At 71.7% G+C, this 13,989-nt stretch carries 17 protein-coding genes; 10 read left to right on the forward strand and 7 right to left on the reverse strand.

The window, feature by feature from the left end:
- The first annotated feature begins 7 nt into the window (after positions 1-7).
- The 3 genes from NCI01_RS17580 (at position 8) to NCI01_RS17590 (ending at position 2,464) form a co-directional block, all read left to right on the forward strand.
- Positions 8-1,123 (forward strand): ferrochelatase, encoded by a 1,116-nt coding sequence (locus NCI01_RS17580; RefSeq protein WP_254182790.1) that lies wholly within the window; start codon positions 8-10, stop codon positions 1,121-1,123.
- Positions 1,120-1,929 (forward strand): inositol monophosphatase family protein, encoded by an 810-nt coding sequence (locus NCI01_RS17585; RefSeq protein ID WP_254182791.1) that lies wholly within the window; start codon positions 1,120-1,122, stop codon positions 1,927-1,929. Before NCI01_RS17580 ends, NCI01_RS17585 begins: the two co-directional genes overlap by 4 nt.
- 244 nt (positions 1,930-2,173) lie before the next feature.
- Complete coding sequence (locus NCI01_RS17590) at positions 2,174-2,464, forward strand: DUF4193 domain-containing protein (protein ID WP_056600397.1); 291 nt, start codon at positions 2,174-2,176, stop codon at positions 2,462-2,464.
- 76 nt (positions 2,465-2,540) lie between these two features.
- Here NCI01_RS17590 and NCI01_RS17595 read toward each other — a convergent pair whose 3' ends face one another.
- The 3 genes from NCI01_RS17595 to NCI01_RS17605 all read right to left on the reverse strand — a co-directional run bounded on the left by NCI01_RS17595 (position 2,541) and on the right by NCI01_RS17605 (position 4,348).
- Entirely contained in the window at positions 2,541-3,158 is a 618-nt protein-coding gene (locus NCI01_RS17595; RefSeq protein ID WP_254182792.1) for a helix-turn-helix domain-containing protein, read from the reverse strand.
- Positions 3,159-3,547: 389 nt separating this feature from the next.
- A complete protein-coding gene (locus tag NCI01_RS17600) occupies positions 3,548-3,880 on the reverse strand; it encodes a DUF4235 domain-containing protein (protein ID WP_254182793.1) in 333 nt (110 codons plus the stop codon).
- Positions 3,881-3,889: 9 nt separating this feature from the next.
- The gene (locus NCI01_RS17605) at positions 3,890-4,348 is read right to left on the reverse strand and encodes a DUF3093 domain-containing protein (protein ID WP_254182794.1); all 459 of its coding nucleotides are present in this window, start codon (positions 4,346-4,348) and stop codon (positions 3,890-3,892) included.
- Between the two features lie 90 nt (positions 4,349-4,438).
- Between NCI01_RS17605 and dut the strand changes: the two genes are divergently transcribed.
- The 4 genes from dut to NCI01_RS17625 are packed head-to-tail and all read left to right on the forward strand — an operon-like array spanning position 4,439 to position 6,652.
- The gene (gene dut, locus NCI01_RS17610; protein ID WP_302182253.1) at positions 4,439-4,882 is read left to right on the forward strand and encodes a dUTP diphosphatase; all 444 of its coding nucleotides are present in this window, start codon (positions 4,439-4,441) and stop codon (positions 4,880-4,882) included.
- Between the two features lie 43 nt (positions 4,883-4,925).
- On the forward strand, positions 4,926-5,561 hold the full coding sequence (locus NCI01_RS17615) for a DUF3710 domain-containing protein (protein ID WP_254182795.1): 636 nt from the start codon (positions 4,926-4,928) through the stop codon (positions 5,559-5,561).
- Between the two features lie 3 nt (positions 5,562-5,564).
- Complete coding sequence (locus tag NCI01_RS17620; protein ID WP_254182796.1) at positions 5,565-5,927, forward strand: OB-fold nucleic acid binding domain-containing protein; 363 nt, start codon at positions 5,565-5,567, stop codon at positions 5,925-5,927.
- Positions 5,924-6,652, forward strand: coding sequence for a DUF3159 domain-containing protein (locus NCI01_RS17625; RefSeq protein ID WP_254182797.1), 729 nt, complete (start codon positions 5,924-5,926; stop codon positions 6,650-6,652). The genes NCI01_RS17620 and NCI01_RS17625 overlap by 4 nt, the downstream gene beginning before the upstream one ends.
- Before the next feature lie 25 nt (positions 6,653-6,677).
- Here the strand turns inward: NCI01_RS17625 and NCI01_RS17630 are convergent, their stop codons facing one another.
- Both NCI01_RS17630 and NCI01_RS17635 read right to left on the reverse strand, forming a co-directional pair.
- Positions 6,678-7,349: a potassium channel family protein gene (locus NCI01_RS17630; protein WP_254182798.1), complete on the reverse strand. Its 672-nt coding sequence runs from the start codon at positions 7,347-7,349 to the stop codon at positions 6,678-6,680.
- Between the two features lie 15 nt (positions 7,350-7,364).
- Positions 7,365-8,027, reverse strand: coding sequence for a potassium channel family protein (locus tag NCI01_RS17635; RefSeq protein ID WP_254182799.1), 663 nt, complete (start codon positions 8,025-8,027; stop codon positions 7,365-7,367).
- A 55-nt stretch (positions 8,028-8,082) separates the two neighbouring features.
- Here NCI01_RS17635 and NCI01_RS17640 point away from each other — a divergent pair, with 55 nt between their 5' ends.
- From NCI01_RS17640 to NCI01_RS17650, 3 genes are all read left to right on the forward strand, one after another.
- Positions 8,083-10,131: an APC family permease gene (locus tag NCI01_RS17640; RefSeq protein ID WP_254182800.1), complete on the forward strand. Its 2,049-nt coding sequence runs from the start codon at positions 8,083-8,085 to the stop codon at positions 10,129-10,131.
- Entirely contained in the window at positions 10,128-11,339 is a 1,212-nt protein-coding gene (locus NCI01_RS17645) for a class I SAM-dependent RNA methyltransferase (protein ID WP_254182801.1), read from the forward strand. The genes NCI01_RS17640 and NCI01_RS17645 overlap by 4 nt, the downstream gene beginning before the upstream one ends.
- A 150-nt stretch (positions 11,340-11,489) precedes the next feature.
- The gene (locus NCI01_RS17650; protein WP_254182888.1) at positions 11,490-12,071 is read left to right on the forward strand and encodes an ERCC4 domain-containing protein; all 582 of its coding nucleotides are present in this window, start codon (positions 11,490-11,492) and stop codon (positions 12,069-12,071) included.
- 135 nt (positions 12,072-12,206) lie between these two features.
- Here the strand turns inward: NCI01_RS17650 and NCI01_RS17655 are convergent, their stop codons facing one another.
- Positions 12,207-12,902, reverse strand: coding sequence for a hypothetical protein (locus tag NCI01_RS17655; protein ID WP_254182802.1), 696 nt, complete (start codon positions 12,900-12,902; stop codon positions 12,207-12,209).
- Positions 12,903-13,159: 257 nt separating this feature from the next.
- A complete protein-coding gene (locus NCI01_RS17660; RefSeq protein WP_254182803.1) occupies positions 13,160-13,963 on the reverse strand; it encodes a DUF2249 domain-containing protein in 804 nt (267 codons plus the stop codon).
- Positions 13,964-13,989 lie beyond the last annotated feature (26 nt).

Here is a 13,989-nt window from a genome sequence, read left to right on the forward strand (position 1 = left end):
TGGCACCATGAATCCTGCGGGTCACCCCGACGTGAAGCCGTACGACGCCCTCCTGGTCCTCTCCTTCGGAGGCCCCGAGAAGCCCGAGGACGTGGTGCCGTTCCTGGAGAACGTCACCCGCGGGCGCGGGATCCCGCGAGAGCGCCTCGAGCAGGTGGGGGAGCACTACTTCCTCTTCGGCGGCAAGAGCCCGATCAACGACCAGAACCGGGCGCTGATCGCCGCGCTCGAGAAGGACTTCGCCGACCAGGGCATCGAGCTGCCGGTCTACTTCGGCAACCGCAACTGGGACCCCTACCTCGCCGACACGCTCGCGCAGATGACCGCTGACGGCGTCCAGCGGGCCGCGGTCTTCGCCACGTCGGCGTACTCCTCCTGGTCGTCGTGCCGGCAGTACCGCGAGAACCTGTGGGACGCCGTCGAGCAGACCGAGGGGGCGCCGCGCCTCGACAAGCTGCGGCAGTACTACAACCACCCCGGGTTCATCGAGCCGGCCGTCGACGCCTGCCTGGAGGCCCTGGCCGCCCTGCCCGACGGGGGCGACCGGGCGCGGCTCGTGTTCGTCACCCACTCGATCCCGACCGCGATGGCCGAGACCAGCGGCTCCGAGGACCCGGCCGGCCAGCCGCGCGGGGCCTACGTCAAGCAGCACCGCAGCGCCGCCGACGAGATCGCCCGCCGGGTCCGGGAGGTCACCGGCCGCGCCCACCGGCACGACCTCGTCTACTGCTCCCGCTCCGGGGCCCCGTCCACGCCGTGGCTGGAGCCCGACGTCAACGACCACCTCGAGGAGCTGGCCACCGACGGGGTGAGCGGCGTGGTCCTCGCCCCGATCGGTTTCGTGTCCGACCACATGGAGGTCATCTACGACCTCGACACCGAGGCGATGGAGACCGCGGAGCGTCTCGGCATGCAGGCGGTGCGAGCGGCCACGGCGGGGACCGACCCGCGGTTCGTGGCGATGGTGCGCGACCTCGTGCTGGAGCGGGCGGCCGCCGAGCGCGGCGAGGGACCGGCGCGCCCGGCCCTGGGCTCGATGCCGGCCGGTCCGGACGTCTGCGGCGTGGGGTGCTGCCCCAACCCGCGGGGCCCGCGCCCGGCCCTCTGCGGGGCCGATTCGTGACCCACGACCCCCGGGAGCTGCGTGACCTGGCGCGCTCGCTCGCGCACGAGGGTGCCGGACTCGCTCGCGAGATGCGGCGCGGCGGGATCGAGGTGGCCGACACCAAGACCAGCGCCGTCGACGTCGTCACCGAGGCCGACCGTGCGGTCGAGGAGCTGCTGCGCTCGCGCATCGCCGCGCAGCGCCCGGAGGACGCCGTGCTGGGGGAGGAGGGCGACGACCGCGCCGGCACGTCGGGCGTGCGCTGGGTCGTCGACCCGATCGACGGGACCGTGAACTACCTCTACGGCCTGCCCGACTGCGCCGTGTCCGTGGCCGCCGAGGTCGATGGCCAGGTCGTGGCAGGTGCCGTGGTCACGATCCCGACCGGGGTGGAGTACGCCGCTGCCCTCGGGCACGGTGCCACGCGCGACGGACGGCCGATCTCGGTCCGGCCCTCGCCGCCCCTTGCCGAGCGGCTGGTGCTGACCGGGTTCGGCTACCAGCGCGAGGTGCGCGAGCACCAGGCCGGCTGCGTGGCGGCGCTGCTGCCGGAGGTGCGCGACATCCGACGGATGGGCTCCTGCGCCCTTGACCTGTGCCACGTGGCGGACGGCAGTGGGGACGGCTACGTCGAGGCCGGGCCGCAGCCGTGGGACTGGTCCGCCGGCGGGCTCGTGCTCTGTGAGGCCGGTGGCCGCTTCGAGCTGCTCGACGGCACGTTCACCCTGGGCTCGCACCCGGTGCGCAACGTGGTGGTGGGCGCCCCGGCCGACGGGTGGGACGACTTCGTCGCCGCGCTCGCCACGGCCGGTTTCCTGGCCTGAGGCGTCCTCCAGGCGTCCCTCTGGCCTCCCGTGGGCATCTCTCTGGCATCCCTTGGGACGGTGGGCTGGTCAGGGCGGTCGAGGAGGGAATAGCGAGAGGTCACCCACTGTTCAGGCGACACGTTACGGACCGGCTCACCACGGAACCGGTTCATGGTGCACAATCTGGCGCCGACGACGCGCACAACTGGGACGTCCCCCGCGATCCGGCGGGGCGGGCCCACAGCATGGGGAGAGGTAAGCGATGGCCACCGACTACGACGCACCACGCAAGTCCGAGGAGGACCAGAGCGAGGAGAGCATCGAGGAGCTCAAGGCCCGACGTCACGACAAGAACTCCGGCAAGGTCGACGAGGACGAGACCGAGGCCGCTGAGTCCTTCGAGCTCCCGGGCGCCGACCTCTCGCACGAGGAGCTTGCGGTCGAGGTCATGCCTCGACAGGACGACGAGTTCACCTGCATGAGCTGCTTCCTGGTCCACCACCGGTCGCAGCTGGCCGACGAGAAGAAGCTCATCTGCCGCGACTGCATCTGAGGCTCTGAACACGACAGCGCCTGTTCCTCCTCGCGAGGGGCGGGCGCTGTGGCGTGTCCGGGGCCGGAGGTGCTGATCACGCGGCGGGTCGGGGCGGGACCGTCCGGCTCCTCCTGGCCATCCGCTCCTCGTCGAGGTGCACGGCCTCGGCCCTCAGCTGGCGCCCAGCAGGGTGGTCGACCGGTGTGCCGAAGACCATCCGCTCGACCCGTCTCCGGTGTGGGCACGTCCGGTAGCGCACGCACGGCGTCCCCGCCCTGCGTGAGCGGTCGACACTGGTGAAGTAGTCGATCGTCGTCATGTCCCGGAACTCCCGCGGCACCCACCACCCGGTCACCCGGAGATCGACGTGGGCCGGGTAGCGATTCCCGTTGCGGGCGCGAGCACCGTCGGCCCGCATCGGCTCCACCCGCTCGCCGGACTGCTCATCGTGCAGTGCGACCGCGACGCCGGCGAGACGCAGCATTCGCTGCAGGACGCTCACCCGAGGACTCGTGCGCTCGGTCTCCCACCGCGCCACCGCCGACTGGGACACCCCCAGAAGCTGGGCCAGTCCGCGCTGCGACACGTCGAGGATCCGTCTGATCCGCCGGACGAGCCCCGGCACACCCCCGTCGAAGGGCCCCATGTGCAGCCACTCGAGCTCTGCCTCGCTGATGCCTCCCGCCCTGCGCCCCGCAGTCGTCCCGCTCATGTGCCTTCCCTCCGTGATCGACCGTCTGTCGTACGACGAGCGAACCGCGAGGTGCCGACAGCAGGAGCCGCCCGTCCACAGGAGGCCGCTCCGGCCGCACCTGGCTGCGCCTGTGGACGCTTCGTGGCCTCGGAGCCCGGCCGTACAGACCTCCTGGCCGCACCATGGCCGGTGAGTCGCTGGGCGACTCAAGGGCCATCGAGCCGTTGACCGCCGCGCCGGTCGCAGTGAGTCGCTGGGCGACTCACTGGCCATGGTCGGGCCGGGGTGCGCCGCGGGGCGGTCCGAGGGCTCGAGCGGGGAAGGTCGCGCTGACCACTGGCCCCGGGACCGGCCCGTGGCCGGGGAGCCCGGCGCGCGGTGGGCGTCGGAGGTGGGTGCCGCTGGTCTCAGGACTGGGCAGCGGGCGCCTTGTCGGCGTCCTGACCGTCCTTCTTCAGCTGCGGCGGGAGGTGGCCGGTCGACTTGGCGTAGTAGTGCGCCGCGCGACGGGCAGCGAACATGCGCGCCACGCCGATGAGCGTGCCGCTGACAGCCGCCCAAAGGACAGCCTCCCCGATGCTGACGTCAGGGTCGGCCGGGTTCGCGGGCGGGTTCTTGCCGGTGGCCGCGCGCCACGAGGTGTTGAGGCCCTTCTTGGCCACGGCGGCCGCGCCGAGGGCCGCAGCGAGGGAGAACGCCGAGTAGAGCTTGCTGGAGCTGTCCGTGGAGGAAGAAGCCATGCCCGCACCCTACCCAGCGGTCCGACGGGTCCGCCCCGCCTCCAGGGCTGAGACGAGGGCGTCAGGTCGGCGCGAGCTCACGAGCCAGTACGGCGTCGGATCGGCAGGGTCGGCGATGTCCACCCGCACGCCGCGCTTCAGGTAGGGGCGCAGGAGGAGGTAGGCCCGGGCGTCGGCGTCGACACCCGCCTGGCGTCGTACGCCGTCGGCGTCGAGCGCCGTGGCGGGACCGACGAGCTCGAGCGGGATGTGCGCCCGACCGGCACGGAAAGTCGTGCTGTCGACCGACACGCGGGGCCGGCCGTAGCCGAGGAACCACGCCACCAGGAGGGCCATCGCCACCGCCGTGACGGACCACGCGACGACCTCGGGCGTGGCGGCCAGGACGGCCAGCCACAGCGACGCCACGAACATCGTCCCCTGCACCCACCAGCGCAGCGGGACGGTGAGGCGTTCGGCGTAGTCCACGGCGCAGAGCCTATAGATTCACTCCCCGTGCCCGACCACGACCCGACCCTCAACGCGACCCCTGACGCGACCCCCAGCCCGACGCCCGACCTGGACGTCGCCGTCGTCCGGCTCGACGCCGACCTGCCGCTGCCGTCGTACGCGCACCCGGGGGACGCCGGTGCCGACCTGCACACCACGGTCGACATCGACCTCGCACCGGGGGAGCGGGCCCTCGTGCCCACCGGCATCTCGATCGCGCTGCCGGACGGCTACGTGGCGCTGGTGCACCCGCGATCCGGCCTTGCGGCCCGGCACGGGTTGTCCATCGTCAACACCCCGGGCACGATCGACGCGGGCTATCGCGGGGAGGTCAAGGTGCTCCTGATCAACCACGACCCGGTCGAGTCCGTGACGCTCCGCCGCGGTGACCGGATCGCCCAGCTGGTCGTCCAGCGATTCGAGCGAGCGCGCTTCGTCGAGGTGGGGGTGCTGCCGGAGTCGGTCCGGGGCGGCGGGGGCTACGGTTCTACAGGTACCGGTTCGCGTCCCTGAGCCGGAGCCCGTCCGAAGGAGCGCTGATAGAAGGAGTGCAGACGTGAAGTTCCGCCGCAAGGCAGACACGACCCCGGCGACCGCGGACACCGCCGCAGAGGACGCCACGGACGCCACCGCCGGCCCGGCCGCGGGAGCTGGTCCGTTCGACGTGTCCCAGGTCGAGGGTGACGGCATCGAGCGGGCCGACCTCGGCTCGGTCCTGGTGCCCGCCATCGCGGACCGCGAGCTCCGGCTGCAGGTCGACGAGAAGAGCGGCCAGGTCCGTGCCGTGATGCTCGCCGGCTCCGACGGCGCCTGCGAGTTCCAGGCCTTCGCCGCGCCGCGCAACGGAGACCTCTGGTCCGAGGTGCGCCCGCAGATCGCCGAGGACATGGCGCGCCGTGGGGGACAGGCCACCGAGCGTGAGGGCCGCTGGGGCACCGAGCTGGTGTGCCAGATGCCCGTGCGCCGCCCCGACGGCACGACCGCCACCCAGCCCTCGCGCATCATCGGCGTCAACGGCGACCGCTGGATGCTGCGCGCGTCCTTCCTCGGCCGGCCGGCCGTCGACCCCGACGCCACGACCGAGTGGGAGGACGCCCTCGCCCAGATCGTCGTCCGCCGCGGTGACCAGGCCATGCCCGTGGGCGAGCCGCTGCCGGTCACCCTGCCGGACGACGCCCGCCGGGTCAGGTAAGCCGTGGCCGAGAAGAGCCGGCTGCGTCAGGCGCTCTCCCGCTGGGCTGACAGCTCGGAGGCCCACCAGCGTGACCTGCGCCAGTCGTACACCACCGACGAGGCCGTGGCGATCGCCGACGCTCCCGAGCGCGAGCACGTGGTCGTCAACGGCGTGCTGCGCACGGTCACGCTGCGCCCGCGCGGCGGCGTGCCGGCTCTCGAGGCCGAGCTGGACGACGGCTCGGGCGTCATCACCGTCGTGTGGCTCGGCCGGCGCCGCATCACCGGCGTCGACCCCGGCCGGTCGGTGACGGTCGCCGGCTGCATCGGGCGCCAGGGCGGCGTACCGATCATGTTCAACCCGCGTTACGAGCTCCGGCCATGACCGAACCCGCGCGCGAGCCCGCGCAGACCGCCACCCCCACGACCGAGACGGTCGAGGCCGCGGTGCGCGGCCAGCTCGCCAAGGCCCTCGGTGGCCGGCGGGGGATGGCCGAGGCGGCCGTTCCGACCATCCTCTTCACCGCCACCTGGCTGGGCCTGCGCGACCTCGACCTCGCGCTGTCGGTCAGCATCGGCGCCGCGGTCGTCCTGCTCGTCGTCCGGCTGGTGCAGCGCTCGACGGTCCAGTTCGTCGTCAACGCCCTCTTCGGCATCGGCATCGGGTGGTACTTCGTCTACCGCGCCGCCCAGTCCGGCGGCTCGGAGCAGGAGCAGGCACTCGCCTACTTCCTGCCCGGGCTGCTCTACAACGGTGGCTACGCAGTCGTGCTGGCCTTCACCTGCCTCATCGGCTGGCCGCTCGTCGGCTTCATGGTTGGCAGCATCACCGGTGACCCGACGGCCTGGCACTCCGACAAGCAGGTCGTGAAGCTCTGCAGCCGGCTCACGTGGCTGCTGGTCGCGCCCTGCCTGCTGCGCGTCGCCATCCAGGGACCGATCTGGCTGGCCGGCAACTCCGGCTCCATGGACGCCGACGCCGCGGTGGCAGCACTCGGCGTGCTCAAGATCGCGCTCGGCTGGCCACTCCAGCTCGCAGCGCTCGGCTCGATGATCTGGCTGCTCTCGCGCAACAAGACGCCTGTGGCGGGAGACGCCGCCGCGGCCTGAGGCCGTCGCTCAGCCGGTGCTGGGCTCAGCCGTGGTGCTGGATGGGGGAGAGCAGCTGCTCGAGCTCGGTCTCCACCTCGGCCGGCACCACGAACAGCAGCTCGTCGCCCGACTCCAGCGGCTGCTCGGCCTCCGGGGTGTAGACCTGCCCGTCGCGCAGGATCGTCACGAGCGCGCAGTTGTCGGGGAACGGCACCAACCCGGCGGGCGTGCCGACGTAGGGGGAGTCGGCCGACAGGGTGAGCTCGACCAGGTTGGCGTTGCCCTGGCGGAAGGTGAAGAGGCGGACCAGGTCGCCGATGGAGACGGCCTCCTCCACGAGCGCGGACATGATGCGCGGGGTGGAGACGTTGACGTCGACGCCCCAGGCCTCGGTGAACAGCCACTCGTTGTTGGGGTGGTTGACCCGGCCGACGGTGCGGGGGACACCGAACTCGGTCTTGGCGAGCAGCGAGGTGACCAGGTTGGCCTTGTCGTCACCGGTGGCGGCGATGACCACGTCGCACTTGCCGAGCTGGGCCTCGGCGAGCGAGGACAGCTCGCACGAGTCGGCGAGCAGCCACTCCGCGTTGGGCACGCGCTCGGGACGGATCGCGGAGGGGTTCTTGTCGATGAGCAGGATCTGGTGACCGTTCTCGATCAGCTCCCGCGCGATCGATCGACCCACGGCTCCTGCTCCGGCGATGGCGACGCGCATGTCTCAGGTGTTCCTTCAGTCGTCTTCGGGGCCGGCCTCGAGCACGGCGTAGGCGTGGGCGGCGTTCTCCTCGCGGATCACCAGGTGCAGCATGTCGCCCTCCTGGAGGACGGTCTCGCGCGTGGGCAGCATGCCCTCGCCGAGCCGGTCGATCCACGCGATCCGGCTGCGTGACTGCATCTGGAACTCGACGGTGCGGTTGCCGATCCAGGCCTCCGGCACCGGCACGTGGTCGACGCGGATCGTGCCCGAGGGGTCGCGGAAGTCGGGCTCGGCGCCCGCCGGCAGGATGCGCCGCAGGATCTGGTCGGCGGTCCACTTCACGGTCGCCACGGTCGTGATGCCGAGGCGCTGGTAGACCTCGGCGCGGCCGGGGTCGTAGATGCGGGCGACGACCTGCTGGAGGCCGAAGGTCTCCCGCGCCACGCGCGCCGCGATGATGTTGGAGTTGTCACCGCTGGAGACCGCCGCGAAGGCGTCGGCGCGGCGGATCCCGGCCTTCTCCAGCACCTGCTGGTCGAAGCCGTAGCCCGTGATCTTGTCCCCGTTGAACTCAGGGCCCAGCCGCCGGAACGAGTCGGGCTCGCTGTCGATGACGGACACGGTGTGGTTGCGGTCCTCGAGGCTCCGGGCGAGCGTCGAACCGACGCGGCCACAACCCATGATCACGACGTGCACGCCAGAACCGTATCCCAGCACGGATCCGGGACGCTGCGGGTCTAGGCTCGCGCCCGTGAGTGTCGGCGACGTGTCCAAGCGGATCCTGCTGGGTCGCAAGCTGCGCAGCAGCCAGCTGGGGGAGACGCTGCTCCCCAAGCGGATCGCGCTGCCCGTGTTCGCCAGCGACGCCCTCTCGTCGGTGGCCTACGCCCCCGACGAGGTGTTCATCATGCTGGCGATCGCCGGCGCGTCGACCTACGTCTGGTCGTGGAAGATCGGTCTCGCGGTGGCGCTCGTGATGCTCACGGTGGTCGCGAGCTACCGGCAGACCGTGCACGCCTACCCGTCCGGCGGCGGCGACTACGAGGTCGCCACCGTCAACCTCGGACGCAACGCCGGCGTCACGGTCGCGAGCGCGCTGCTCGTCGACTACGTGCTCACGGTGGCGGTGTCGATCTCCTCGGCCTCGCAGTACGCCGCCGGCGCCATCCCGCCGCTGATCGGGCACGAGGCCACGGTGGGTGTGATCGCGGTGGCACTGCTGACCGCGATGAACCTGCGCGGCGTGCGCGAGTCGGGGTCGTTCTTCGCCGTGCCCACCTACCTCTTCATGGTCGCGATCCTCGGCATGTGCGCCTACGGCCTGCTGCGGCTGCTCGCCGGCGACCTGCCCGACGCGGAGAGCGCGAACCTCGAGATCGTGCCCCAGCCCGGCTGGGAGGAGCCCCTCACCCAGGTCGGCCTGATGTTCCTGCTGGCCCGGGCGTTCTCCTCCGGGTGTGCGGCGCTCACCGGCGTCGAGGCGATCAGCAACGGCGTGCCGGCCTTCCGCAAGCCCAAGAGCCGCAACGCCGCCACCACGCTGCTCATGCTCGGCCTGATCGCCATCTCGATGATGATGAGCGTCATCGTGCTCGCCAAGCAGATGACGATCCGCTACGTCGACCCGCACGAGCTCGACCGGCTCCGCACGGTGGGCGGCGGCGCGGTCCCGGAGGGCTACGAGCAGCACCCGGTGATCTCGCAGATCGCCGCCGGGGTCTTCGACCACTTCCCGCCCGGCTTCTACTTCGTCGTGACGGTCACCGGCATCATCCTCGTGCTCGCCGCCAACACGGCCTTCAACGGCTTCCCCGTCCTCGGCTCGATCCTCGCCCAGGACGGCCTCGCGCCCCGATCGCTGGGATCACGTGGTGACCGGCTGGCCTACAGCAACGGCATCGTCTTCCTTGCGGCCCTGTCGATGCTGCTGATCTGGGTCTTCGACGCCGAGACCACCAAGCTGATCCAGCTCTACATCGTCGGTGTGTTCGTCTCCTTCAACCTCAGCCAGCTCGGGATGATCCGGCACTGGACGCGCCACCTGCGCACCGAGCGGGACCCGGCCGTACGCCGTCGGATGATGCGCTCGCGGGCCATCAACACCTTCGGCCTCGGGATGACCGCCGTCGTCCTGGTGATCGTGCTGATCACCAAGTTCCTCGCCGGCGCGTGGATCACGATCCTGGCGATGGGCTTCTTCTTCCTCGTCATGCAGGCCATCGGACGCCACTACGCGCGCGTCGAGCTCGAGCTCGCGGCCGACGAGCAGGACAAGGTGATGCCGACCCGGGTGCACGCCATCGTGCTCGCCTCCAAGCTGCACAAGCCGACCCTGCGGGCGCTCGCCTTCGCACGCGCCACCCGGCCCAACGTGCTCGAGGCGATCTACGTCAGCATCGACGCGAAGGCCACCACCCGCCTGCTGGAGGAGTGGGACGACCGGCACCTCGACATCCCGCTCAAGGTGCTGCACTCGCCCTACCGCGAGGTGGTGCGCCCGATCGTGGAGTACACCCAGGAGATCCGGCGGGCCAGTCCGCGCGGCGTGGTGGCGGTCTACATCCCGGAGTACGTCGTCGGGCGCTGGTGGGAGCAGCTGCTGCACAACCAGACGGCGCTGCGGCTCAAGGGACGGCTGCTGTTCACCCCCGGCGTGATGGTCATCTCCGTGCCCTACCAGCTGCGGTCCTCCCAGGTGGCCGAGGAGCGGCGGCGCGACGAGGTGCGCGTCCACGCCGGCGACCTCCGGCGTGGCCGGGTCGCCTCCCGCGACACCAACCGGCAGATCGACGACGAATGAGCCGCCACAACCGGCCGCGGCGGGCGAAGGGGCGCTCGCGGGTAGGGGAGCGCTTCGAGGTCGAGGTGGGGCCGATCGCCCACGGCGGGCACTGCGTCGCACGGCTCCCCGAGCCCGAGTCCCGGGTCGTGTTCGTCCGCCACGCCCTGCCCGGGGAGCGGGTGGTCGTCGAGATCACCGAGGGCACCGACGGCGACCGCTTCTGGCGCGGTGACGCCGTCCGGGTCGATCAGCCGTCGGCCGACCGGGTCGAGCCGCCGTGCCCCTACGCCGGTCCCGGGCTGTGCGGCGGCTGCGACTTCCAGCACGTCACGCTCCCGGCCCAGCGCGACCTCAAGGCGGCCGTGGTGCGCGAGCAGCTCGTCCGCCTCGGCCGGCTCGACGCGACCTCCGAGCTGGTGACCTCGCTGCGGGTCGAGGCGGTGCCGGTGCCGGGTCGCGACGACGACGGCCTGCGGTGGCGCACCCGCCAGCGCTACGCCGTCATGCCGGACGGCCGGCCGGCGATGCGGGCGCACCGCTCCCACGACCTCGTCCCGGTCGAGGACTGCCTGATCGCCGCCGAGGGTGCACGTCCCGGCGACGCGCTCGAGGGCCCGCTGGTCGAGGAGGGCGCTGCGGACCCCTCACGAGACCCCGTCATCCACGAGGTGACGGCCGGCCGCGCGACGCACCCCTTCTCCGTCGCCGCCGACGGCTTCTGGCAGGTCCACCCCGAGGCGCCACGCGTCCTCGTCGAGACGGTGCTCGACCTGCTCGGTCCGCGGCCCGGCGAGCGCGCTCTCGACCTCTACGCCGGCGTCGGGCTCTTCGCGCGGTTCGTCGGCGAGGCGACCGGCGCGCGGGTGGTCGCCGTCGAGGCGGACCGGACCGCCTGCACGCACGCCCGGGCCAACCTGTCCGCGCTGGAGGCGTCCGCCGTCGAGTGCGGCCCCACCGACCGGGTGCTGCGCTCGGGGCTCGACGAGCCGTTCGACCTCGTCGTGCTCGACCCGCCCCGGGAGGGCGCCAAGCGTGTCGTCGTGGAGCAGGTGGTCGACCGCCGCCCGCGCGCGGTGGCGTACGTCGCGTGCGACCCCGCCGCGCTGGGTCGCGACGTCGCGATCTTCGCCGAGCACGACTACCAGCTCACCGCGATCCGGGCCTTCGACCTCTTCCCGATGACGCATCACGTCGAATGCGTCGCGAAGTTCGTCAAGACCCGCTGACCTGCGGTGGTGCTTCAGCGTCAAGGAAGCGTCGCGCCGGCTCGGGGTCAATGACTCCCGCCTCAGGCAGCTTCGTTCGGGGGACCTGCGTGGTCGCCGCCTGGGCAACTCCTGGATCGTCTCGTCTCAGGATGTGGCTCGGCGGTCGACATCCGCGAGCGCTATCCGTTCACCTTCGCCGACCGGCAGGCGACGACCCGCCGCGAGCCGCTCAAGGCCGGTGACTACGGCCTCCTCGTCGAGGGGCTGTTGCAGGCCACGGTGGAGCGCAAGTCGCTGGCCGACCTCGTCACCTCGTTGACGACCGGCACACTGAAGTTCCAGCTCACCGAGCTGGCCGCAGTCCCGCGGGCGGCGGTGGTCGTCGAGGAGCGTTACTCGCAGGTCTTCAAGCTCGACCGCGTCCGTCCCAGCGTCGTGGCCGATGGCATCGCCGAATGCCAGATCCGATTCCCGACCGTTCCCATCGTGTTCTGCGAGACCCACAAGCTCGCCCAGGAGTGGACCTATCGCTTCCTCGCGGCCGCCCGGGTCGGGCTGGCGGAGGAGGTGGTCGGCGATCTCGCCCTGCGCGGTCTGGAAGCGGCACCGCCGCTCGCGCCTGCGCGACCGACGCCGGCCGCCGTGCGTCGCTGGGCCAAGCGAGCCGACGTCGTCGTCTCCGACCGAGGTCGGATCCCGGGAGCCGTGATGGAGCAGTACCTCGAGGCCCGCGCTCGCGGCGAGGTCTGACGTTGCTTTCGTCTGCACCGCCGTGCTCCCCGGCACGTCCGGCGGGCGGAGGCCGGCATCGTCACCGCGACGTGCACGATCTGCGCGTGCGTCGAGGAGACGGCGACCTCGACGGCGACTTCCAGGACTCGTCGGCTACAGGTCCGGGCGTTCGGATCCTCGTTCACCACGGAGTGGTTGAGGGTTGCTGCGGTGTGTCGCCCGCGCGGGCGAGGTGGGAGCAGACGGGATCCCGGGCGCCGGAGTCGGGTGGGTGCTGCCGCCCATGTTGGCTCGCCGGATCAGCTCTGAGACGATCCGGTGCGCCTCGTGGAGGGTCGCGGTGAGGGTCCCCAGACCGGCCTCCGGTTGTCCGGACTCCAGGGACCACTTCGCTGCCGTCATCCCCTGGATCAGGGAGTCGTTGATCTCGATCGCCTCCCGGTGCAGCAAGGCCGTCTGCTCGAGCCTTCTACGCTCGGTCTCGCCCTGGCGTGCCCGGTCGGTGGCCCTGCCCACCAGGAAACCCAGCAGCAGGATGGGCAACGCGCGTGATCCCCATCCCGTAAGACCGAGACTCACGTCCCGCACCACGACCCAAGCAACGATCAAGGAGACCGCGACCAGTCCGGCCGTGACGCCTCCTCGTTGACCGAACGCGGTCGCTGCGAGAGCGACCGGCAGGGCGTACAGCATCGAGTAGGCATCGGCGGCGTCCCCCGCCAGCAGTCGGAGAGCAAGGACCGCTACGAACAGAGCGGCGATGACGCCCACGGCGAGGCATGGTCGTTGCGAGAACCACTGGTTGCGGGGCCGGGTGCCCAGATGGACGAGGCGCGCTGCGGTCGACATGCCTGTCAGGATGCCCGCCGACATCGGCTCGATGAAGGGTCCGAAGTCCCTCTCCGGCAGGTCCTACCTGGTGAGCTCGGGCAGGCGCCTCGTGACCGGCGCTTGATGAAGGGGACCGCGACCTGACGGGCACGGTGCGAAAGACGTGGACAGCCATGGCACCGAAGGCCGAGACCCCCACGAATGCGACCCCCACCGGCTTTCGACGGGTGCTCGGTCGTTTCCTGCGACGGGTGCTGAAGACGTCGGCCGGTGGGTTACGCGACCGCGATGAACCGCACCCGGAAGTCGACCGGGCCGCGCTCGAGGTAGGTGATGTCGAATCGGCCGGGCGTACGCTGCTCGACCTGGCTGAGCAGTGGGATCGGGTCATGGTCGGCGACGATCTCCAGGCCCCCGCCCGGAGCCACCGCGTCGAGGGCGCCGAAGATCGTGGCGTGCCGGATGGCGTGCGGGATCACACGGACGTCCAGCTCGGGGTTCCCGGGCGGGTCCACGGTGCCGCACGCGCAGCTCGAGCCGCCGGGGCCGGTCGCCGACCCGGCGGGGTCCTCGTGGTCGTGTCCGTCGTGACCGCCACCGAGCACCTGGTGCATGCCCTCGAGCAGCCCGGCGATCGAGTGGTTCGGCGACGCGGCGAGCAGTGGCAGCACCTGGTCGTTCTCCTTGTCCAGGTGCACCGTGAAGAGCGCCTGGAGGGCACGCGCGGCGGCTGCCGCGGTCACGTGCGTGTCGGCCTTCTCGACCTCGTCGACCATCGCGACGATGGCGACGTGCTCGGCGAGCATCGCATCGACCAGGAGACGCCCCTCGGTCAGCTCGCGGGCTGCCGGGTAGAGGGTCTGCTCCTCGGCCAACGCGTGCGGCACGAGCGATTGCCGGGCCCAGGCGACGAGGCGGCTGCGGGCGCTGGTGGCCTCGCCGGCGTCGGCAGCGTTGGCAGCGTCGGCGAGGTTGGCGACGAGCAGGGCCAGCTCGCCGGACATCTGGGCGTGGTGGTTCTTCACGGCTTCCACGGCCTCGGCATCGGCCGGGTCGGAAGCGATCGTGAGGGTGGTCATGGGAGGTCCTCTCGGAGTTCGGGTTC

Origin of the sequence: Nocardioides pinisoli, from assembly GCF_024199985.1 — a bacterium.
Taxonomy (GTDB): Bacteria; Actinomycetota; Actinomycetes; order Propionibacteriales; family Nocardioidaceae; genus Nocardioides; species Nocardioides pinisoli.